Origin of the sequence: Picrophilus oshimae DSM 9789, from assembly GCF_900176435.1 — an archaeon.
Lineage (GTDB): Archaea > Thermoplasmatota > Thermoplasmata > Thermoplasmatales > Thermoplasmataceae > Picrophilus > Picrophilus oshimae.
This window is the reverse complement of sequence record NZ_FWYE01000001.1, coordinates 335,592-358,616: the sequence shown is the minus strand read 5'-3', so window position 1 is coordinate 358,616 and position 23,025 is coordinate 335,592. Positions and strand designations below refer to the sequence as shown.

Annotated in this window: 23 protein-coding genes and 1 tRNA gene; 12 read left to right on the top strand and 12 right to left on the bottom strand. The window is 36.2% G+C overall.

Features of this window, described 5'->3' with window-relative positions; translation table 11 throughout:
• Positions 1-25: 25 nt before the first annotated feature.
• Positions 26-97 (bottom strand) — tRNA-Ala (locus B8780_RS02005).
• On the bottom strand, positions 97-1,053 hold the full coding sequence (locus B8780_RS02000) for a replication factor C small subunit (RefSeq protein ID WP_011177388.1): 957 nt from the start codon (positions 1,051-1,053) through the stop codon (positions 97-99). The genes B8780_RS02005 and B8780_RS02000 overlap by 1 nt, the downstream gene beginning before the upstream one ends.
• 82 nt (positions 1,054-1,135) lie before the next feature.
• Between B8780_RS02000 and rdgB the strand changes: the two genes are divergently transcribed.
• Both rdgB and B8780_RS01990 read left to right on the top strand, forming a co-directional pair.
• Positions 1,136-1,672, top strand: coding sequence for an RdgB/HAM1 family non-canonical purine NTP pyrophosphatase (gene rdgB, locus B8780_RS01995; protein WP_084272467.1), 537 nt, complete (start codon positions 1,136-1,138; stop codon positions 1,670-1,672).
• A gap of 30 nt (positions 1,673-1,702) precedes the next feature.
• Positions 1,703-2,347, top strand: coding sequence for a phosphoribosyltransferase (locus tag B8780_RS01990; RefSeq protein ID WP_084272466.1), 645 nt, complete (start codon positions 1,703-1,705; stop codon positions 2,345-2,347).
• On the opposite strand, the gene B8780_RS01985 is transcribed toward B8780_RS01990, so the two are convergent.
• Entirely contained in the window at positions 2,338-3,189 is an 852-nt protein-coding gene (locus tag B8780_RS01985; protein ID WP_011177391.1) for an amino acid kinase family protein, read from the bottom strand. The genes B8780_RS01990 and B8780_RS01985 overlap by 10 nt on opposite strands.
• A gap of 210 nt (positions 3,190-3,399) precedes the next feature.
• Here B8780_RS01985 and B8780_RS01980 point away from each other — a divergent pair, with 210 nt between their 5' ends.
• Positions 3,400-3,783: a 30S ribosomal protein S6e gene (locus B8780_RS01980; protein WP_011177392.1), complete on the top strand. Its 384-nt coding sequence runs from the start codon at positions 3,400-3,402 to the stop codon at positions 3,781-3,783.
• Complete coding sequence (gene eif2g, locus B8780_RS01975; protein WP_011177393.1) at positions 3,783-5,000, top strand: translation initiation factor IF-2 subunit gamma; 1,218 nt, start codon at positions 3,783-3,785, stop codon at positions 4,998-5,000. Before B8780_RS01980 ends, eif2g begins: the two co-directional genes overlap by 1 nt.
• Here the strand turns inward: eif2g and B8780_RS01970 are convergent.
• Both B8780_RS01970 and B8780_RS01965 read right to left on the bottom strand, forming a co-directional pair.
• Positions 4,968-5,615, bottom strand: coding sequence for an endonuclease III domain-containing protein (locus B8780_RS01970; RefSeq protein WP_084272465.1), 648 nt, complete (start codon positions 5,613-5,615; stop codon positions 4,968-4,970). The two genes, eif2g and B8780_RS01970, sit on opposite strands and share 33 nt — an antisense overlap.
• On the bottom strand, positions 5,616-7,610 hold the full coding sequence (locus tag B8780_RS01965; RefSeq protein ID WP_236719350.1) for a threonine--tRNA ligase: 1,995 nt from the start codon (positions 7,608-7,610) through the stop codon (positions 5,616-5,618).
• Positions 7,611-7,650: 40 nt separating this feature from the next.
• On the opposite strand from B8780_RS01965, the gene B8780_RS01960 reads away from it, so the two are divergent.
• Positions 7,651-7,980 (top strand): DsrE family protein, encoded by a 330-nt coding sequence (locus tag B8780_RS01960; protein ID WP_084272463.1) that lies wholly within the window; start codon positions 7,651-7,653, stop codon positions 7,978-7,980.
• Here B8780_RS01960 and B8780_RS01955 read toward each other — a convergent pair.
• Positions 7,971-8,396, bottom strand: coding sequence for a winged helix-turn-helix domain-containing protein (locus B8780_RS01955; protein ID WP_084272462.1), 426 nt, complete (start codon positions 8,394-8,396; stop codon positions 7,971-7,973). The genes B8780_RS01960 and B8780_RS01955 overlap by 10 nt on opposite strands.
• A 56-nt stretch (positions 8,397-8,452) precedes the next feature.
• On the opposite strand from B8780_RS01955, the gene B8780_RS01950 reads away from it, so the two are divergent.
• Entirely contained in the window at positions 8,453-9,064 is a 612-nt protein-coding gene (locus B8780_RS01950) for a type I 3-dehydroquinate dehydratase (RefSeq protein WP_084272461.1), read from the top strand.
• Here B8780_RS01950 and B8780_RS01945 read toward each other — a convergent pair.
• Both B8780_RS01945 and B8780_RS01940 read right to left on the bottom strand, forming a co-directional pair.
• Positions 9,045-9,674, bottom strand: a complete 630-nt coding sequence (locus tag B8780_RS01945; protein ID WP_084272460.1) for a MarC family protein — start codon at positions 9,672-9,674, stop codon at positions 9,045-9,047. The two genes, B8780_RS01950 and B8780_RS01945, sit on opposite strands and share 20 nt — an antisense overlap.
• A gap of 35 nt (positions 9,675-9,709) precedes the next feature.
• Positions 9,710-11,551: a glycoside hydrolase family 15 protein gene (locus B8780_RS01940; RefSeq protein WP_084272459.1), complete on the bottom strand. Its 1,842-nt coding sequence runs from the start codon at positions 11,549-11,551 to the stop codon at positions 9,710-9,712.
• A gap of 92 nt (positions 11,552-11,643) precedes the next feature.
• Between B8780_RS01940 and B8780_RS01935 the strand changes: the two genes are divergently transcribed.
• From B8780_RS01935 to argS, 5 genes are read left to right on the top strand one after another with little or no spacing between them, the layout of a single operon-like run.
• Positions 11,644-12,660, top strand: coding sequence for a 3-dehydroquinate synthase (locus B8780_RS01935; protein ID WP_084272458.1), 1,017 nt, complete (start codon positions 11,644-11,646; stop codon positions 12,658-12,660).
• A complete protein-coding gene (locus B8780_RS01930; RefSeq protein ID WP_084272457.1) occupies positions 12,657-13,457 on the top strand; it encodes a shikimate dehydrogenase in 801 nt (266 codons plus the stop codon). Before B8780_RS01935 ends, B8780_RS01930 begins: the two co-directional genes overlap by 4 nt.
• Positions 13,450-14,289, top strand: a complete 840-nt coding sequence (locus B8780_RS01925; protein ID WP_084272456.1) for a shikimate kinase — start codon at positions 13,450-13,452, stop codon at positions 14,287-14,289. The genes B8780_RS01930 and B8780_RS01925 overlap by 8 nt, the downstream gene beginning before the upstream one ends.
• A complete protein-coding gene (locus tag B8780_RS01920; RefSeq protein WP_084272455.1) occupies positions 14,267-15,502 on the top strand; it encodes a 3-phosphoshikimate 1-carboxyvinyltransferase in 1,236 nt (411 codons plus the stop codon). Before B8780_RS01925 ends, B8780_RS01920 begins: the two co-directional genes overlap by 23 nt.
• Before the next feature lie 34 nt (positions 15,503-15,536).
• Positions 15,537-17,165, top strand: coding sequence for an arginine--tRNA ligase (argS, locus tag B8780_RS01915; RefSeq protein WP_084272454.1), 1,629 nt, complete (start codon positions 15,537-15,539; stop codon positions 17,163-17,165).
• An 11-nt stretch (positions 17,166-17,176) separates the two neighbouring features.
• On the opposite strand, the gene B8780_RS01910 is transcribed toward argS, so the two are convergent.
• The 4 genes from B8780_RS01910 to B8780_RS01895 are packed head-to-tail and all read right to left on the bottom strand — an operon-like array spanning position 17,177 to position 22,699.
• Positions 17,177-18,697, bottom strand: a complete 1,521-nt coding sequence (locus tag B8780_RS01910) for a CARDB domain-containing protein (RefSeq protein WP_084272453.1) — start codon at positions 18,695-18,697, stop codon at positions 17,177-17,179.
• A 38-nt stretch (positions 18,698-18,735) separates the two neighbouring features.
• Positions 18,736-20,148: an RtcB family protein gene (locus tag B8780_RS01905; RefSeq protein ID WP_084272452.1), complete on the bottom strand. Its 1,413-nt coding sequence runs from the start codon at positions 20,146-20,148 to the stop codon at positions 18,736-18,738.
• 18 nt (positions 20,149-20,166) lie between these two features.
• The gene (locus B8780_RS01900) at positions 20,167-21,312 is read right to left on the bottom strand and encodes an AMP-binding protein (RefSeq protein WP_011177407.1); all 1,146 of its coding nucleotides are present in this window, start codon (positions 21,310-21,312) and stop codon (positions 20,167-20,169) included.
• Between the two features lie 34 nt (positions 21,313-21,346).
• Positions 21,347-22,699 (bottom strand): NAD(P)H-hydrate dehydratase, encoded by a 1,353-nt coding sequence (locus B8780_RS01895; protein ID WP_084272451.1) that lies wholly within the window; start codon positions 22,697-22,699, stop codon positions 21,347-21,349.
• A gap of 72 nt (positions 22,700-22,771) precedes the next feature.
• On the opposite strand from B8780_RS01895, the gene B8780_RS01890 reads away from it, so the two are divergent.
• A complete protein-coding gene (locus tag B8780_RS01890) occupies positions 22,772-22,981 on the top strand; it encodes a CDGSH iron-sulfur domain-containing protein (RefSeq protein WP_048059454.1) in 210 nt (69 codons plus the stop codon).
• Positions 22,982-23,025: the final 44 nt, after the last annotated feature.

Genomic DNA, 23,025 nt, shown 5'->3' with positions numbered 1-23,025 from the left:
AGCCACTTTTTGATATTACAAAAAGTGGACCGGTCGGGATTTGAACCCGAGCCCTCCTGCTTGCGAAGCAGGCGATCTACCGCTGATCTACCGGCCCTATGTTATCTCGCTTCCTATGTATGATATCCTGGCAAGCAGGGCATCCATCTGGACATTATCACTTCCACCCTGCGATATTCTGAATTCAAACTCTGCAAGGGCTATGAGTATCTCAAGCTTCTGTCTGTTTGCTATCCTTTCATTTCTAATTGCTGAATGCATCCCTCTTATTATATCTATCCCTGAAAGACCATAATCAACAAGCATCTTATCAAGAAGACTCTTTGCATCTGAGAACGCTCCGTTTAATGACAGCGATATTAAATTCTTGTATTCATTTTTATTTATCTCACCTGATATTTCATATATCTTTGATGGTTTTATCTCACCGGTGGACTGTATTGCCTGCATGACATTTATTGCCTTTCTCATATCGCCATCTGATATCTCATATATTGCATCCAGTGAATCATCATCTATATCGAATTTTTCATTTTTTGCTATCTCTCTAAGCTTTCTCTCCATGGCCTCTTTATCAAGTGGCCTGAATCTTAAAACAACGCATCTTGACTGTATCGGTGGTATAATCTTTGATGAATAATTGCATGAGAATATAAATCTTGTCGTGGAATAAAACATCTCCATGGTCCTTCTAAGTGCTGCCTGCGCCTCATTTGTAAGTTGATCCGCCTCGTCAAGGAAAATAATCTTAAATCCAAGTTTATTGGAGGGCCTGATCTTTGCAAAGTCCTTTATATTGTTTCTTATTATGTCTATTCCACGCTCATCCGATGCATTTAATTCAAGAAAGTTCTCCTTCCAGTCATCCCCGAAGAGCTCTATTGTAAGGGCTATTGCCGTTGATGTTTTTCCCGTGCCTGCAGGTCCGGCAAATATTAAATGTGGTAAATCACCATTCTTTACAAAGGACTTTAATGTGTTTATATTTTCATCCTCTCCGATAACATCATCAAGCCTCTTTGGCCTGTACTTTTCAGTCCATATATTGATCATGATATAGGTTCGATATCATTTTAACATATTAATTTTGTTGTTTAAATGAAAAAGAAATTATTCTTTGTTTTATTTACCATCCATGCTCTTTATTACAAGCAATAGGCACAAGTACGAGGAGGCTGCAGAATTTCTTGGAAAATACAATATAGATATTAAATGGAAGAATATGAAGTATGAGGAAATCCAGGGTGATACAAACAAGGAGATATCAATGGACAGCTGCAGAAAGCTTATGTATAAAATAAAAGAGGATTTCTTTATAGATGACACCGGATTATATATAGATGATTTAAACGGATTTCCAGGTCCATACGCATCATATGTTAACAAAACCCTTGGGAATAAAAATATAATAAGGCTTGCAGCGGGATCAAGGGCACATTTTGAAACGGTGATATCATTATTCTATTCAGGAAAAATATACCAGTTCTCGGGAATATTAAATGGAACTATATCAGACCATGAATCAGGCTCAATGAACTTTGGCTATGATCCAGTATTTATACCAGATGGCTATGATAAGAGCCTTGCCGAGCTGTCAATATCAGAAAAGAACAGGATATCGCACAGATCAAAAGCCCTGGAAATAATGGTTGAATTTCTTAAAAAACAATAAAAGTTTAAAATTATAAATTACTTAACCCATATGGAGTTTAAGGCAACAATAGTATCATGGAACGACATAGAGCGCTGGACCATTGCCATAAAGAAAAAGATACTTGCATCTGATTTCAGGCCAGATGTTATCATAGGCATAGCCAGGGGAGGCCTTGTACCTGCAAGGTTGATCTCAGATTACCTTTTTATAAAGGAGATGCTATCTATAAGAACAGAGCACTGGGGTATAACAGCAAACATTGATGGTGAGGCCGTTTTAAAGGATAAATTATCATCAACCCTTGAGAATAAAAAGGTGCTCATCGTCGATGATATAACGGATACCGGACAGAGCATGAAGCTCTCAAGAGACTATGTAAAATCCCTTGGGCCCGTGGATGTAAAAACTGCAACAATGCTTCATATTGAGAATCCATCATACAAACCTGATTTTTTTGGTGAGGACATAAGGCGGGATAAATGGTCATGGTTTATATTTCCATGGAATGTATATGAGGACGTATACAATCTTTCAAAGAATATCATTGATGCACCAATGGACATTAATATTATAGAGCAGAAATTAAGGGAAAACTATGGTCTTGAAACTGAAAAGATCAATTTAAACGAGATCTTTAAAGACTACGTTGAAATGAAGATAATAAGGAACGATTCTGGAAAATATTATTTATAAATTACCGTTCCATCATTTAAATTCTTTATATTTTCTATTGATGTTATGTAAACCTTCCTGCCACCACGCTCAAGGAATTTAAGTGCTGCCAGGATCTTGGGCTTTATCGTCCCCTCCTCAAAATTTATGGTATTATAATAATCAAGCATCTTATCATAATCAATGCTCTTTATTATACCATCCTTTTTTGAATAATCTAAATATATGTTCTTTACACCTGTTATTATCATTAATGTATCCGCGTCTATTAAGTTCCCAAGCAGGGCCGAGGCAAGATCCTTATCTATTACCCCGGGGAATCCTGAATAGTACTGCAAGGTTTGTACAACAGGTATGCCCCCGCCACCAACAGCAACAGGCAGAAATCCATTGGCCATGAGATTTGATATCGCTGATTTTTCCAGTATGTCCACTGGTTCAGGCGATTTCACCCTCTTTCTGTATCCACGGTTTATCTCGTAATAGTATGAATCATCAATCTTTTTGTCATAAAACCTTCCAACAGGCTTCATTGTATAAATATCAGGATTGACAACAGTCCTTGTAACCATTGTAATTATATCCTTTGATATTCCTGATATGTACTTTGCCCTGTCATATGCCATTGATATTATATATGAAAGCATGCCATTGGACATTGCAACGCTTAGGTCAAGATCATAGCCCTTTTCATATATGTTTCCGACCTGTGGCCCGTTGCCATATGTTATTGCAACCTCGTTGTTGCTTATTATGTCAGCAAGCTCTGAGAAGGCCTTTACGGCCTTTTCTATCTGCTCGTTTATACCGGAATTTCCGCTGTCTATTGCGTTGCCTCCAAGTGCTATGACGATCCTTTCCATATAAGATTATACATCATTAATATAAAAATTGATAGCAGCTGAACTATAAAGCGTCTTTAATATAATTTAAATAAAATCATAAAAATTAAAGTTTTTTAAATAATCTTTAGAAAAGGTTTTATTAAATACTTTAATGTGGTATTAGACAAATGATATAAAAAAAGAGATATAGTTAATAAAGATAGACCATAAAATCATTGGGTGATAATTGTGGCAGTAATTGTTATTGCAGATAAAAATACCGGAAAAACTTACAAGAAGGAGATCGATCAAAATGTTATCGGCCTGCTAACAGGCAGAAGAATTGGTGATGAGATAGACGGTTCATTCTTTGAGATGCCCGGCTATAAATTAAAGATCACAGGTGGAAGCGCAAACAATGGATTTCCAATGAAAAAGGATCTTCCAATAGCAGGCAAAAAGAGGATATTAATAACCTACACTCATGGAAGGAAGGGCAAGAACGGTATAAGGAAGAGGGTTACGCTAAGGGGAAACATTGTTGGATCGGATATATCACAGTTAAATATGATCATAACACAGTACGGCCCACAGCCATTAGAAAAACCAGAAGAGCAAAAGGGAGAGCAGTAATGGAGCAGCCTTCTGTCAATATTGGAATGGTTGGCCATGTTGATCATGGCAAGAGCACTCTTACATATGCATTAACCGGTAAAAAAACTGACGTTCATTCAGAGGAGATAAAGCGCGGCATCTCAATAAAGCTTGGTTATGCCGATACACCGATATACAAATGCTTCGACGAAAACGGAAATGAGTTCTATTCAAACAAAAAATTAAACGAGGATTGCATACTTTCAAGGGTGATATCAATAGTCGATGCCCCGGGGCACGAAACATTAATGGCAACAATGCTTGCAGGTTCATCAATAATGAATGGCGCCATTCTTGTCATAGCCGCAAATGAAAAATGTCCGCAACCACAGACAAGGGAGCATCTAACAGCCCTGGAGATCATGGGCATAAAGGAAATTATAGTTGTTCAGAACAAGATCGACCTTGTTACAAGGGAAAGGGCAATGGAGAGCTACAGGGAAATAAAGGAATTTTTAAAGGGAAGCATAGCTGAAAACGCACCGATAATACCGGTAAGTGCCTATCATAACACCAATATTGACATGGTATTATACGCCATAGAGAATATAATAAAAACACCTGAATTTAGGGAATCAGACGATCCATTAATGTACATAGCAAGATCATTTGATGTCAACAAGCCCGGAACATCGATAAAAAACCTTAAAGGTGGCGTCCTTGGCGGCTCATTGATAAAGGGTGAATTAAAGATCGGGGATGAAATAGAGATCGTTCCAGGAATACAAATGACAAGGGGAAATAAAACCGTCTGGCAGAATATTAACACTGAGATAGTAAGCCTGATGGCCGGGTCAAGCTCTTACGATAAAATAAGGCCAGGAGGTCTGGCCGCTGTTGGTACAAAGCTGGATCCATTTTTAACAAAGAGCGATTCATTAACAGGCAGGGTTCTTGGAAGGCCTGGAAAGGTGCCTGAGGCCGCATTCTCATTAACGATGGAATCGCATCTTTTAAAGAGGGTTGTCGGCTTCGATGAAAATATAAAGGTTGAGCCTCTAAAAACAAATGAAAACATCATGCTAACAGTTGGAACTGCAAACACCGTTGGTGTTATAACATCATCGAGGGACAACAGCATAGAGGTATCGTTAAAATATCCTGTTGCGGCAAGCCCTGGCGACCGTGTTGCAATAGGCAGGCGTGTCATGAACCGCTGGCGCCTAATCGGTTACGGTTCTATTATTTCCATATAGGCATAGATCATTTAACGGGCATTTTAAACATAAAGGTTTTTTCCTGCAGTAATCCTTTGAAAGCTCGACTATCATTGCATGGAAATTCTTTAATTCAAAGACTGTTTTTAGCGATTCCTCCACACTGCTTTTTATCTCAATGTATGAAAAATTTTTACCGTAAAGTCTTGAAAACAGTCTTAAAGTGTACTTATCAATCACAAAGGTTCTGTAATTCAATGCGTATAAAAGTATTGAATCCCTGGTTTCAGGTCCTATACCCTTTAAACCTGATAGAAAATCATAGACCTCATTGAAGTTTTTCTTCATGTTATCAAGATTACCATATATTGCTTTTATTGAAATGCATGCGTTTTTTATGTATCCTGCCTTCTGATTATAAAAACCGGCACTCCTTATCTTTAATGCAAGATCTTTACAGTCCATTTTTATAATCCAATCGATTGTTAACTGCCCGGAGCTTTTTAAAGATTCTATTGCCTTTTCAACGTTCCTCCATGATGTGTTCTGTGTTAATATCGCACCTATTAACACCTCGAAATCATTCTCTGCAGGCCACCAGTGCAAATCACCGTAAAATGAAAATAACCTTTTATAAATTTCAGGTATATTCATTTAAAACATCTGGTTTATCTCCCTTGAAGATATCTCATCTTTAATCTTTTCTATGAATTCATTCACCGGCATCTCGATGGTTTTATCCTTTCTGTTTCTAATTGAAACGCTCTTGTTATGCTCCTCCTTTTCACCGACAACTATTATATATGAAGGTCTCATTTTTCTTATCATCTTTATCTTTTTTGATATGGTCTCTGGGGATAAATCAATTTTTGACCTTATGTTATTTTTTACAAAAAGGCTGTTTATTGACTCTGCATATTCATTGTAATTCTCACTTACCGGTATTACATAACACTGAATTGGTGAGAGCCATGTGGGCAGCTTCCCATTGTAATGCTCCAAAAGTATTGCAATGAATCTTTCATAGCTGCCATATATGGCCCTGTGAATTATAACAGGCCTTTCCTTTTTACCATCGCTGTTTATGTAATAAAGATCGAAGTTTATCGGCATGAAGAAGTCCAGCTGTATCGTTGACAGCTGCCAGAATCTGTTCAGTGCATCCTTTACGTGTACATCTATCTTTGGCCCGTAAAAAGCAGCCTCACCAGGGTACTCCTTGTAATTCAGGTTCCTGGATTCCAGGGCCTTTCTTAAATTCTCTGTTGCCGCATCCCACATGGAAAAGTCCATTTCAAGATCCTTTGATGAGCACTTTGGGCATTCAATTTTTGATGAACCTGCCCTGAGCATGAAGACGTTGCCGCAGTTCCTGCATTTGTATTCTATTAGATAGTTCTCCGGGCTGTTCTTATCCATTACACTGAGATCAAATGAAAATTCGACATTGCCAAGTATTGTATTAAAAACCTCATGTATCATTCCAAGTAACGATGAGACCTCTTCCAGTATCTGGTCCTGCCTCAAAAACCCATGACCATCATCTATTGTAAAGCCCCTGGGCCTTGTTAAACCACCCATCTCGCCTGATTTTTCGTATCTGTAAACGGTGCCTGGCTCGCAGTACTTTACAGGCATGTCCCTGTAGCTGTAAATGCCTCTCTGAAAGATTGTTATATGACCTGGACAGTTCATTGGCTTTAGGCCATAGTGCTCACCGTTTTCAAGCTGAAATAAAAACATATCATTTTTGTATTTATCATAATGGCCCGACTGCTTCCATATTAAATCCCTGAAAACATGTGCGGTCCAGACCTCCTGCCAGTTATTCCTTGCATTGATCTCGCCCATGTATTTTATTAATTCGTTTCTTATAACCGCACCGTTAGGTGTATAAAATGGCATTCCCGGTGCCCTCTCGGTATCGAATATAAAAAGATCCATCTCCTGGCCTATCCTGCGGTGATCACGTTTCATGGCCTCCTCCCTGTTCTTTAGAAAATCATTTAACATCTTTTTGTCAGGAAATGCAGTGCCGTAGATCCTTATCATCCTTTTCCCGTTTATCTCGCCGTTGTACGTTGTGCTTGCTATTGATAATAATTTAAATGCCTTTATAAAGCCGGTGGATGGCACATGTGGCCCACGGCAGAACTCGTAATAGTCACCCTCCCTATATACCGTTGCATCATCATCGGCATTTTTGTTTATCTTATCTATTTTATATGGATTGTTTTTAAACAGGTTTAATATATCATCCTTTTTCATTGTGTATTTCTCTATTTTTATGTTTTTGTCTATGATATCTTTCATCTTATCCTCTATCTTTGGAAAATCATCCGTCGATATTGGCTGCATGTCAAAATCATAGTAAAAACCCTCCTGGTTTTCATTGCTTGTATTTGGCAGTGCATTGTAAAGCTCAACAACGGCATTTGCCAGCACATGGGCCGCCGAATGCCTTAGTATAATCAAACCATCATCGGAGTAAACATCTATGAGCTCGGCATCCCCATCCTCGGGAACGCTGTCTGAAAGATCAAAGAGCCTTTTATTCATTCTTGCGGCAACAATCCTCTGATTAAGCTTTTCAGGGACAAGATCCGAAAACTTTTGACCCTTTGTTACCTTTAAAATAATATCTGCCATTCTCTGTAAATATTTAATTAATATATTAATATTACATGGCATGCACAATGTAATAGTGAACGGCAACGATTTTGAAAAGATGAATCTAATATTAAAACAGATAAAAAATTTAAGGGATGCAATGCCGGATGGCAACATCGAGATTGTTTTCACCAGGTCTGCTGTAAAGGCATTGTTAAAAAACTACGAAAACATAGATAAAATAAATGATTTAATAAAATCCGGAATAAAATTCTTTGCCTGTGAGAACTCATTGAAAGAGCTAAAAATAGATAAAAGTGAGCTGGCAGAGAACATAGGAACCGTAAGGGCTGGCGTCATGGAGATCGTTGAAAAACAGGAACTCGGTTACTCATATCTTCAGCTATGATCCATGGATCTTCTTATATTCTCCACGGTCTTTCTGTAATTGTCAAGGGCCATCTTTACATTCACCTCAACCCAGCTCCATGCGCTTTCTATGTTTCCAGATCTTAATCTGTATTTTTTCTCCCTGCCATCATTTAGCTCCTCTATTATATCCATGGATTTTAGTTTGTTAAGATGCCTGTAAAGCGTGGTTCTTGATGTTTTTAAATATGATGTGAGCTCATCAACGCCCCAGTACCTGTCCGTAATTAAAAAGCATTTAAACAGCTTAAAATATGCGGATGACTTTATACTGTTTATATCATGCTCTGGATTGAACCTTGGTATGTATCCTATATCAGACAAAAAATACGCTATGATCCTATCAGGGTCATCATCATACCTTGATGGCACCGATGTTATTGTAATCTTGAACATAGATCTCAATAATAAATTACCTTAATAATTTTTATACATATTTGTTATTTATTGCCATGCAACCGTTAATAGTTGAATCAATATACTTTAAGGATATAAAAGAAATGAAGGATAGATTTAAATTCAACAAAAATAATGTTTACGAGCTAAGGTACGATCTTTTTTACGATCATTCCATTGAATCACTTCCGGGTATATTATCATACCTGAATGATAATTCGATTAAATACATATTTACATGCAGGCTTGGTGTTGATTATTATAAAATTGCCGATGATTACAATCCATGGATGATGGATCTTGACATTAACATGGAATTCAGGCCAAGGAATTCCATGTTAATGGTCTCATACCATGGAAATAACAACGATAATGTTCCAGCGATATTTACAATTATGAATGAAAAAAACCCGGATTATTATAAAATAGCATTGAACTATAATGACAATAAAAAATTTGTCGATGACCTTCAATACCTTTTAATGAAAAAGGATGAAAAATACAAAATAGTCTTCATACCAATGGGCCGGGGTAACGAGGCATTAAGGATATTCTCGGGATTTATATTATCGGAGATTGTATATGCAAGGTATATTAACGAAAGCGCCCCGGGCCAGATAACAAAGGATGAATACGAATCATTTTATATTAAATATGGAAAACGTTGATTATTCCAGAGGCAACAAGCTGAACACCTATTGATGCAAGCAGAAGACCCATAATCCTTGTTATAACTATAGATCCTGTCTTTCCAAGCCTTGCGAATATTGGTATTGAAAACTTGAGTATTATATATGTTAAAATGATCAGTATTATAACGCTCATTATAACAACAAATCTTGTCATTATTGCGTTTCCGTTGCCGTTAAAAAAGATTATTGCAGTTGTTATCGTTCCGGGGCCTGCCAGCAATGGCGTTCCAAGGGGGGCCACACCAATGGCCTCCCTTTCAACGGATTCCTCCTTTTCTGTGCTTGTTATCTTCGTTGGTGATGTCCTTCCCTGAAGCATGTCGAATGCAACCTTAAAGAGAAGCATGCCACCGGCTATCTCAAAATCATATATGCTTATTCTTAACACCTGGAATATGTAAACACCGATGAGCATAAAGCCAAGCATCATGCCTGCAGCAGTAAAAACACTTTTTAAAATAACATTGTTTCTTTCATTTCTGGTATATCCATCAGTCAGTGCAATTAGTATTGGCACAGCTCCTATCGGGTTCATTATCGCAAAAAGCGTGACAAGCGATGATACAAATAGATAGGCATAGCTCATTGGATTACCTATATTTAATGATTATTAATAATTTCCTAAAAATCGCTGTTTTTTATCTTTTTAAATGCGTTGTTCAGCTTTGTTATGGCCCTTATAACACCAAGATGCGTTATTGCCTGCGGGAAATTGCCAACAGGTTCAAGCGTTTTGAAATCAATCTCCTCTGAAAACAGCATTAGATGATTTGACATGTTTAGTATTTTATCAAGGGCATTCTTTGCATCCTTTATCTTATTCATTAGTATTAGGTCCTCGACGTACCAGAATGATAGCAAGAGAAATGCATTGTCATCGCCCTTTAAACCATCATCCTCGTTGTACCTTTTAAAAAGGTAATCGCCATGCATTAATTTTTTCTCTATTAATGAGATCGTTCCCTGAATCATTGGATCATTAACAGGCAGGAAATTTAAAAGTGGCATTCTTAGCAGTGAGGCATCCGTGTCATTTGAACCGTAGTACTGAACAAATGAATTTAATTCCTTATTAAATCCATTTTTTATTATATCATTTTTTATCTCATTTTCTGTTTTTCTCCATTTACTGTACGGTGCAGAGTAACCAAGGCTTTTTCCCATCTTTATTGCCCTGTCAAAGGCTGCCCAGGACATTAATTTTGAATAAACATAGTGTCTTGGCTCGGTTCTGAATTCCCAGATGCTTGAATCAGGGTACTTCCATATTATTGATAGCTTATCAAGAATGTCGATAACAAAATCCCACATGTATGAATTTATGGTTCCGCCTATCTTGTTTAAATGATAAAGGGCATTTATTATTGATCCGTACTGATCAACCTGGAGCTGCTCCGAAGCCCTGTTGCCCATCCTTACAGGCCGTGATCCAAGGTATCCATCGTAGTTTATTATATCCTCAAATAATTCATCGTAGTTGTGATCAATTGAGTATATTGTTCTTAAACGTCTCTCCTTTTCTATTGTGTCCATTATATCGTAAAGGAACTTTGTTGCCTCCCTTTTTAGGCCTATGAACGATAATGTCTCTATGACGTACGCTGTATCACGTATCCAGGTGTACCTGTAATCCCAGTTTCTCTCACCGCCTATGGACTCCGGCAGGCTGGACGTCGGTGCAGCAACCATGAGTCCCGTGGGATCATAGAAAAGTCCCTTTAATGCCAGTGCGGATCTTAAAACGTACTTGTGGTACACGCCGTGGTAATCTATGCTGTTTGACCATTTTTTCCAGTATTCCCTTGTTTCCTCAAGACGATCGTATGATTTATAATCCTCAACAGGGCTTATGTGTTTTATTCCTGTTGGTATAACAATCCATTCGTATGAACCACTTGTTAATCTTACTTTAGAAGATAGCATGTTGCCGTTTTCAAGCTTAAATTTGAAGTTTGATGATATGCCGACGCTGTTTTGAGACCCTGTAAAAAGGTATCCATATCTAGATCTCTCTATCATTGGCCTTTCCATGCCATAATTAAAATTGGGCCTGAACCTTATCTCAATGTCGACATCCCTGTTAGGCGCCTCTATGAACCTGTGAATTTCTGGATAATTTATTGTTGAGTAATCAGATATCGGAAGAAAATCTGTAATTCTTAAAACAATCTCGTGATCTCTCAGGAATTCCGTTATAAGTATGTTTGTGAACTCCTCATAGTACTGGTTTAAAAATGAGTTATCAACAGGTCTTACCGAGAAGAAGCCGCCCCTGTTTTTATCAAGTATTGAATCAAAAACGGGCCTTGAATTAAAATTTGGAAAGCATGCCCAGTCTATGGTTCCATCCATGGCAACTATGGCCGCTGTTCTGTTGTTTGCTATCATTCCATGATTCTTTATTTTGACGTAACCATTAACCCTTATGTCGTTTATATCCGGCAAATTATTGAAAGTTATCATTTAACTTTTATGTGATCTTATTCTAATATATCTATTTTAATCAAATATCATTTTTAATATAAGCTTTTTAAGTTATTATTCATTAGCCATGCATGGATTTGAAATACAAACTCGGTAACGATGTTATAAGAATTGTTACCGGTAAAAACATATTAAAGGATTTTGCATGTGAATTAAATTCCGGTGGAAATATTTCAATAATAAGCAGAAACGTTTACAAAAAGTACGATCTATCATTTATAAAAAATAGGATCATAATCGATGATGGCGAGAGGGCCAAGAGCATGGAATATTTAACATTAATAATAAATGAGCTTTTAAATAAAAGGGTTGAGCGTGGGGATTCAATTATTTACATAGGTGGTGGTACAACAGGCGATCTTTCAGGGTTTGCCGCATCCATTTACAAGCGTGGCATGGGCTTAATAGCGGTACCAACAACCCTGCTTGCACAGGTGGACAGCTCAATCGGCGGGAAAAACGGCATAAATTATATGAACATAAAGAATCTAATCGGAACATTTTACAATCCGAAACTTATAATCGATGATATATCATTTATAGATGATAAAAAGTTGATGATGGATGGCCTTGCAGAGTCATTGAAGATGGGAATAACCATAGAACCAGAGCTCTTTAATATTATAAACAACGATCCTGATTACATTATAGAAAACATTGAGAGAATAATAACACTGAGCATAAATGCAAAGTTAAGCATCGTTTCAAAAGATTTCCATGATAAAAAACATTTAAGGTACGTTCTTAATTTTGGACATACCATAGGTCATGCACTGGAATCATATTTTAATAATAATATATCACATGGTGAGGCCGTTGCAAATGGCATGATAATAGAGGCATATATATCAAAATGCCTTGGAAACGCTGATATATCAAATGAAATAAGATCTATAATAAAGAGGCTCGGCTTTAAAATCATTGATTTCAGGTCAGTTGATATCAACAGGCTTTTAGAGTACATAAAAAATGATAAAAAATCCGAATCAGGATATATAAATATCGTTGCGGTTAACGGCATAGGAAGATATAAAATAGAGGCCTTAAGTCCTGAGGAAATGTTAAGGATCCTCGGTGGGATGCCATGATAATCTCTGGTCTTATAGGCAGGCCTGTAACACATTCAATAGGCCAGCTTGTATACAACAGGATCTTTAAAGATCTTAAAATGGATGCCATATACATGTCCTTTGATATAATAAAAGAAAACCTGGGCATCTTCTGTAAATATGCAGCGGAAAACATGGCAGGTTTCAACGTCACGGCACCATATAAAAATGATATTATTAAATATACAAACAGCGTGGATTCAATATCTTTGAAAACAGGATCAGTTAACCTTGTAAGGGTTCTTGATAACAGACTCTATGGATATAATTCTGATTACGCTGGCTTTATTAAAACAATGGATGAAAATAATATTGAATTAAAAAACAAAAGAATCCTAATCTCAGGAACCGGTGGTATCGCCAGAACGGTTTTCAATGCAATAAAAGACAAAAATGTTAACGCTGATGTATCATTCTTATCCAGATCAGGAAGAAAGCCATGGATACCTGAAAATATAAATGTTTATAATTATAATAATGTAAAGGATGATTATGATATACTTATAAACTGCACACCTCTGGGAACCTATCCTGATAATTCCATTGCATTCCCTGATAATATAATAAAAAAGGTCACTGGCATAGACGTAGTTTACAATCCTGTAAGGACAAGATTCCTAAGCATTGTGGAATCAAATGGTGGTCGGGCGGTGAACGGCGTTGATCTGTTCACAGGCCAGGGTGTTGAAACTTTGAGGTTAATATTTAATATAGATCTTGATTATAATGATTTTAAGTTATATGTTCTAAAAGCCTTAAGTGATATCAATGAATAACATAAAGATAACTGCAAACGGTGGTTTGTCGGTACTGTCAGCATTTGCAAACGGTCACGGGGCAGCATTTTCCATAGACCTGCCAATGAGCATTAAAATAAAGAAATCAGGTTATGATTTATTTCCAAATGAATCGGTTCAGAAAACCGTGGAATTTATAAAGAGAAGATTTGATATAAATGATAATTTTACAATACAAATAAAAAGCAGGATACCACAGGCAAATGGTTTAAAAAGCAGCAGTGCAATGACATTATCTGTGGTTTTCGGAATATTAAAGATTGAGAACATAAAATTAAATGAGATCGATATCTTAAGGTTTGCTGCAAAAGCCTCAATATACAATAAAACGTCCATAACCGGGGCCCTTGATGATCTATGCTCCGTTTACTATGGGGGCTTCTGCCATACCGATAATAAAAACATGAGAATAATAAAAAAGTATCATATTGATTATGTGCCCATTGTCATAGCATATTCCATGCGTGGCAGGCAGACGGTTAATATCGATCCTGAAGGCCTTAAAAATTTATCAAGGAAGGCCGATGCAATAGAAAATTTGATAAAACATGGCATGATATTTGATGCCATGGAGATGAATGGAAACCTTTATTCATCAATATTTGGCTCAGATTATGATTTAATATCCTATTTTCTAAATAAGGGTGCATCATATTCATCCCAGTCTGGAAAGGGGCCTGCAGTCTATGCGATATTTAATAACAACATGCTAAGAAAGAGGGCAATAGATGATTTCAATTTTAATTATAATATTATAAAAACACATCCATCAAACAGGGGAATAACATATGAATGTAAGAATATCAGGTGAATTCAGGCCAGGTGTAATTAATGCACCATCCTCAAAGAGCTTTTCACAGAGGTATATATTATACTCTGCATTTTCAAATATTCCTGTGACATTGAAGAACGTATCATTCTCTGACGATGAAAGGATTGCACTGGAAATCGCAAGGGCCTGTGGTGCGGACATTGAGTTTAATGACTCTTTAACAATAAAACCTGATTTTAGATGCCCGGATGAGATAAATGCAGGCGAGTCCGGCACATCATTAAGGCTTGTCACCGGCCTGCTTGCCGCAAGGAGATGTAAAACATTTATACATGAGGAAGCATCATTATTAAAAAGGCCACTTGATGATTTAATAAAAACATTATCAGAAAAAAACGTAGTATTTAATAATCTAGGCAACGGAATAATGATCGACGCATCAAATTCCATTCCTTCAGATTCAATTATAGATGGGGGCAGGAGCTCACAGTTTGTCTCATCGATGATGATGTACCATTCATTAACATCAGGCAGTTTAAAAGCATTAAACATCGTTTCAAATGATTACATAAAAATAACCATTAAAACACTGAATGATTTTGGCATCTCTGTTTATAACTCAAATGGATTTTTTGAATTTGGTAAAACATTGATGAAAGGCAATAAAATATGCATAGAGGGTGATTACTCATCTGCGGCATTCTGGATTGTCCTTGGATTGTTCAAGGGCGATATAGAAATAAAAAATTTAAAATCTGATTCATGCCAGCCTGATGCAGCAATTATAAATATAATAAACGGCATTTCAGAGAGGAAGATAGATATATACAATAATAAAATTGTTGTGCATAAAACAGGTTTTCTTGGTGATTTATACATTGATGTGGCTAAAAACCCGGATCTTGCACCACCACTTTCAATAATAGGAATATTCTCTGACATTGCGGTGCATATACTAAATTACAGAAGGCTTGAGATAAAGGAGTCGAACCGTGAGGAAAACATAATTTCCATGGCAAGGTCCTTCGGGGCATTAATAGAAAAAAACGATAATGAAATGGTAATAAGAAGGGGTAAAATATCATTACCTGAAAGGATCTCATTTTCAGATCACAGAATGATCATGTCATCAATAATAGCAGGTTTAATCTCATCTGGCGATATTTTATATGAAAACATAGAGAATATAAGCAAGAGCTACCCCGGGTTTTTAAATGACCTCTCAAATCTTGGATATTATATTCTGAAATAGAAAAAATATAATTATATTAAATGTATCAACCATCATGCTGCTTTTTGACGATTATAAAAGGCAATTAATAACAAAATTAAACAGTGTTTATAAAATTGAGGATAAGGACGCGGAGATAAACACAGAGCATGGCGATATATCAATAAGGCTTTTCAAAATAAAAGATGATCCTGATGTTATAAAAAATAATATTTATAATATATTAAAAAAAGAGGCATACATTGAAAGATTTGAAATAAATGGAAGATATCTTAATATATGGTTAAAGACAAGACTAATGTTTGATATACTTTTAGATGCATTTGACAGGCTTGGTACCTATCCGGATGTATTCCAGGATGCTGAAAAGGCACTGGTTGAGCATACCAGTGCAAATCCTACAGGGCCAATACACATAGGTAGGACGAGAAACTCAATAATAGGAGATTCAATAGCAAGGATCATCGAAAGAATCGGCATGCGCGTCATGACGCAGTATTATGTAAACGACTCTGGCAAGCAGGTATTATACCTTTATATTGGTTATGAAAAATTCCATAAAAATGAGGAACCAACAGTTGAAAACCTGCTTGACGGATATCAAAAGATATACAATAATATTGATGAATCAATAGAAAATGAGGTCTCTGAGCTTTCAAGGCTCTATGAAAAGGGTGATACAGAAACAATAAAGAAAATACAAAATATTGCAGGCATAGTACTTTCATCAATAATGGAATCACTGAAAAAAATTGATGTGAACATAATGAGCTATGTCTGGGAATCGTCATTTATCATAAATGGCAGCACATCAAGGGTCATGTCCATGCTTGAGAACAGCATAAAAAACGATGGCGATGCAAAATACATAGAGTACAACGGCAGAAAGATATATTTAACAAGGAGTGATGGCACATCGCTCTACTTTGTACGTGACATAGCGTACCATCTATACAAGGCCGGCGACTATGATTTTATAATTGATGTGCTTGGCGAGGACCATAAGGAGCATGCAAGGAATCTTGAATACGTGCTTAAAGATCTCCTTGATTTCAATGCAAACTTAAGGTTCGTTTTCTATGATTTTATATCACTGGAATCAGGAAAGATGTCAACAAGGAAGGGAAACATTGTAACCCTTGATGAACTTTACAATAAAACCGTTGATGAATCAATAAAGATTGTAAAGGAAAAGAGGCCTGAATACAGCGAGGAAAAGGCCAGGGAGATTGCCGTTGCGATAGCATCATCATCGATAAGATTTAACATATCAAAGGTTAACCAGAACAAGCCGATGACCTTTAGGTGGAGCGAGGCCCTTAACTTTGAGGGGGATTCAGCGCCATATATTATGTACGCATACGCAAGGGCAAAGAGCATCATCAGGAAGATAAGCGAAAATAATACAGGGGAATTGAATGATTTTAACGATTATGAGAGATCATTAATAAAAGATATGTTCCTGTATCCATACTATTTAAAGTCTGCATTTGAAAATCTAAGGCCTGACATCATTGCAAACTATCTTTTACTACTGGTAAAATCCTTCAACGATTTTTACATGAAATGTCCTGTTATAGGCTCTGATCAAATATACAAGAGATCAAAGATCATTAAAATATTTATAAAAATAATGGAGGATGCTGCACCTCTTGTTGGAATAAAACTCCTTGATGAAATATAAATTTATAAAATTTATCTTCTCTGTTTTGATGATCTTGTTACGCCTCTTGTCGGGCTTTTGTTAACGTTTTTATCGCTCCTTGCAGGCAGCTCAACCCTTGATCTCCTGTCTATTTCATATAAAACTATACCTATTACAAACAAGGCAAGAACAACAGCGCCTGTTGCTATGTATATATAATAAGGATCTGTTTTTACATGTATTCTGGTTGTAAGTGCGCCAAGGCTTTCAAGACTTGCAGGTTCATTCTTGTTTAATGCCTTAAACTGTATTAATGGTGAACCTGCCTGTGGTGGCTTTATCTTAAATGAGACGTTTGCATATGCACCAGGTGCTATTGATAATGAATAGAAATGATAATACGTTTTTCCATCAAGAACAGCCTCAAGAGTAAAAGATGATGCTGTTGAACTGCCCCTGTTTGTTACGTTTACGTATATTGTTCCTGTAACGCCCTCGGCAAGCTCCCTTGGTATGTATATGCTCTGAACAACAAGGTATGGTTCAGATACATATGGCGTATAACTTTCATTATAATAAGAGGATAAATTTAATGGGTTCGTTGTCTTTAAAGATATATTTAATGGAGATAATGTCATGAACTTTACTATAAGATATTGCGATGTTAAATTTCCGGACTTTATATTGTATAGACTTGAGGGCAGCACTGTGCCGTTGCTTTTATAAAGGAATGACCAGCGATACCTTAAATCATGGCCAAAGTATCTATCATATGATTTGTTTCCTGATAATATAATGTATTCATCGTAGGGTAACAGGTTTGTTTTTGTCCCGTTCTGGTAATATATATTAAAGATGGTTCTTGGTGCCGTTGTATCATTTACATAGAACGTTATTGATATGTTTTTATAGTTCCCTGTTTCAGACGTTCCATTTAAATAAACTGTATAGTTCTTAAATGCATTTTTGAATGTGTAATTTAAATACTGTGATATCTTTAATGTACTGTTTACATACCATTTATAAAACACTGGAACATTTATGTTATCATATTTTAGATGGCCTGATGCATTTATATTAACAGGCTCATTCTGTTTAACATAGTATTTACCATTGCTTAATGATATTTCATGTGAATTCTGGTAAACCTTATATGATAGGCTTGGCCTTATATTTGATGGTATTACATATACAATGAATGTTGTATTTGCGCCATTGGCAGATACATTTACAATGTTTTTGCCGGCCATGTTTGAAAAGTTGATGCTTATATTATATGATGTTTCATTTAATTTTACACCGTTAAGGTACCATGCAAAAACCACATCTTTATAATCTGGATAATACGCATTTGAAACGTTAAAATAAACATTTTTTTGAGGCACAACAAGCGTTGCGTTTTCAGGCGTTGAATTTATAATATAATTGTTAAATTCCATACCATGCCAGTACAGATCAACATTTGCTGGCACAAAAGCTGAACCACTGTCTGCCTGTGAAACGAACGCAAATGTGCTTAGAACCATTAAAAGCGTAACTGCTACTATAATGCCTCTACGTGTTTTATTCATTATGACGGTTAAGTAAATTTCTTAATATAAAACTTTCTTTATCCCTTCATAACGCCAAGTGGCACATGTCTTGATATTATATTTGACATACCAAGCTCTGAAACAATCTTTATGACCTCGTCTATGTCCTTGTAGCTTCCAGGTGCCTCCTCTGTTATAACCTTACTTGATGCGGCCCTCACATATATTCCATGATTACCAAGGTTTTTTAAAACATCATCAGGATTGAATGCATCATTGGCCTTTTTCCTGCTTAATGCCCTTCCGGCACCATGACATGAGCTTCCAAAGGACATTTCCATGTTGTTCTTATTGCCTGTTAATACATATGATGCGGTTCCCATATCACCTGGTATTAACACTGGATGTCCAGTATTTTTAAATTTTCCTGTTGAGTATCCTGCAGGGAATGCCCTTGTTGCACCCTTTCTATGAACTATTAGTTTCAATCTTTTATTATCTATATTATGCTCCTCTATCTTTGCCATGTTATGTGCAAGGCTGTAAACAAGATCAAGGCCAAGAGATTCAAAGTCCTTTTTAAAGACGCTCTCAAAGGCCCTTCTTATTTTATATAATATTATCTGCCTGTTCACAAAGCCAAAGTTGGCAGCAGAGTTCATTGCCATTATATAGGATTCGCCGATACCTGATTTTGTATATGCTGATATTAACTGTCTGTCCTTTACCTTTATATCGCTCTTCTCGTTAAGCTCCATTAAATAATCGGTTGCAACCTGGTGCCCGAGTCCTCTGGAACCTGTATGAACCATGATCATTATATTGTCCTTTTCTATTCCAAAATACCTTGCAGTCCTTTCATCAAAGATCCTGTCAACTTTTTGTATCTCCAGAAAATGGTTGCCGCCCCCAAGGCTGCCAACCTCATTTATTCCCCTTGAGATGGCCTTTTCAGAGACTTTATCCGGATTTGAATTCATGCTGCCGTTTTCCTCTGTTGACTCAATATCCCTTTCCGTTCCATAGCCCTTTGAAACAGCCCATTTTATGCCATCAGACAATATATCAGTCATATCATTTTTATTAACCCTAAATGAGGATTTTAAATCTATGCCTGCCGGCACATTTTTAAAGATCTCATCTATTAAATCTTTTATTCTTGATTTTGCATCGTTATAACTTATGTTTGTTTTTATCAATGACACACCACAATTTATATCATAGCCGACACCACCAGGGGATACTATGCCCTCATCGTAATCAAAGGCGGCAACGCCGCCTATTGGAAAACCATATCCAAGGTGTATATCAGGCATTGCGTACGCGGCCTTAACTATACCAGGCAGCGAGGCCACGTTCATGAGCTGCCTTAATGGTTCATCATTCATCTTTGATAGCAATTCATCATTTATGTAAATATAGGCAGGCACCTTCATATCGCCTGTCCTTTCTATTACATATTTATTTTTGTCTATCATTTTTGGTTGCATTGTATGATTATACAATCTTTACTCATAAACGTTAATTTTATCAGGCATTTCAAATTTAGAAAGACGATCCTCGATGCATTTGTAATCGTATTTATTCACAATCATCTCAATCTCATTGCCATTTATTATTATCTCCGGTTTTATATTGCATGGCTCAAGCTTTTTTAATATAAAATCTGGATATATCTCACGGCATGATCTTATAATGTAATTACCCCTTCTAATTTTTAAATCATCATAAAAATAATCATCAAGATCAATGGTGATATCCTTGTAATAAACTGAAAGATGGTTGTTTTCGATATTATAATCAAACATATCAAAAACATTTGAATTTTCCCTGAAAACTGCTAGTGAAGAATCCCTGAAATAATAGTATATATAATTTAATCCATATCTGTATCCATAGAATGGCATGCCATCCATGCATTCAAAGGAGAAATCATATGATCTGTCGCTTTTTCCATTTATTATTGTTGCACCGAATGATATTGGTATCATTATAGAGAACATGAAGCCGGCAGGTATGTACCCTGGAACATTGGATTTAATATACGGCCTGTTTTCCATCTTTGGCATTGAATAATTAATATTAAAAACATTTTCAATTATATACCTCTGATTGAATTTTATCTCATGGCCATTCCTGATAAATTTAATCATTGAATCATCTTCAAAGTTTTCTGATCCTTTTCCAGAGTATATAACATTCGAAAATTTTGTATCCTTGTGTTTTATCCTTCTTATTGAGCCAAGTATCATATCCCTGAATCCGGAAAACTGTGAATCTGAAACTATGAAATATCCAAAATCTGAAAGTTTCTCATAGTCATCATATGATGCAATTGTTATCCTTGAACTCTTTATTTTATCAATTAAAAGATAAGAATCATCAGGATCAATTATTGTAATGCTTAATCCGGCCTTTATCATTGCAAACAGTGATATTATAAATTCCGGCAGCTCCCTTACAATTATTATACCAGGATCGCCTGGATTAATTCCAAGATTATTCGATAAATAATAGGACATGCTGTCTATATAAGAAAGCATCCTGTAATATGCTATGTATCTATTATTGTAAATCAGGACGGGCTGGCTTCTGTTTACATTTGTGTTCCTTAGAAACATTGTGTAAGGACCGATCTCTGGTATTCTTGCCATTTTTTATGTATATATTTAAAATTTTTAAGCTTTTTTAATAAAATGTATTTTTATTAATGAATGATGGTATTTTATCTATCATATCTGTTATTGAATAAAAGTATCCCTTTTCTTTAAAGCACTGCTCGCCAACTCTTTTATTTATATAGGATGCCATGACCGCAGACCTAAAATTCGAAACACCCCTGGAGGCGAATGCAGAAACCATGCCTGATAAAAGATCGCCAGTACCCCCCATGGACATCCTTGCATTACCTCCAGGAACCCTCATGATCCTATTTTCATCTGTAACAATGTCCGTTGTGCCCTTCAACAATACCGTTATCTTATATTTTTCTGAGAAATTAACAGCACTCTCCTCTGATGGTTCCATTGAAGTAAATATTTTAAACTCCATTTTATGTGGCGTTATAATAACATTCCTGCACTTTACATCCTCCTTTTTTATTATTTTAAGCGCATCAGCATCCAGAACAACAGGCTTACCGCTTGAAATTATTCTAATTAAAAGATCGTAATCATCAAAATCCGTGCCGAGTCCCGGGCCTATCAAAAAGGCATTGCTTTTTAGCATCTCATCAACATTTTTTATATTTCTTACAATTAATCCCGGGTAATAGGATGATATTATATCGACGTTTTCCGTGAATATTTTAACAAGATCTATACCACAGCTGTATGCACCCAGGCCGCTTATAACCGCAGAGCCATAATATGCAGAACCACCTATTATTGATAAAACACCATTCATGCCTTTATGGGAATCAAATGCAGGCTTTTTTAAATAAACAAGGTCTCCTGGGCCGGCATACTCGCGTATATTTTTACCTATGCCTATGTCAGCTATAAAGATTTTTCCAGAGTTTGATTCATTCATATTTTCCTTTAAATCCGTGAACGTTACCGTTATATCAGGTTTTACAGATTCATATGGGAACCCTGATGGTACATCTATTGAAATTACCTTTTTCCCGGAGGAATTGATCCTTCTTATTATTGATAATTCAGGCTCCCTTGGATTTCCAGAGATTCCAATACCAAGAATTCCATCCACGATAATCTCGGTCTTTTTAATCAAATCATCTATTTCATCGTATTTGTATGAAATACCATTATATTCATTATATGCCCTTCTTGCTTCCGGTGTCTTTGGGTCCTTTATCATTAAAAGGTAGACATCGTTGTCAATCATTAAATATGATGCCGCGCATATTGCATCACCACCATTGTTTCCAGGACCTGCAATAACAAGCACCTTTCTGTTTTTGCCAAAATTGCTTTTAAAAACATTCGCAACAGCCATGCCGGCATTTTTCATAAGCGGATACGTGCTTCCATAAACATTTCTGTAATTTATATCATCCCTTTTTACATCCAGATAGTCCATGATCTTTTATAAAAAGAAAATACTTAATTATTTCAACGAAAAAGTTTAATAGATAATATTAAATGAATATGCATGGCAAGACTGGTTTTACATGAAAGAAACAGACCCTATGTTGTAAAGATTGGCAATGAGGAACTCTATCTATGCGGTTGCGGCCTTTCAGAGAACAAACCATACTGCGATGGGCATCATACAAAAACCGTCAATGAAGGTGATAAAATCTTTATATACAATCACGACGGCTCAAGGGTTGAGATAAGCTCCTTCTATAATAATCCATAACCGCTCAGCTCGCCTGTCATTAATCATACAATCATAATTTTTAT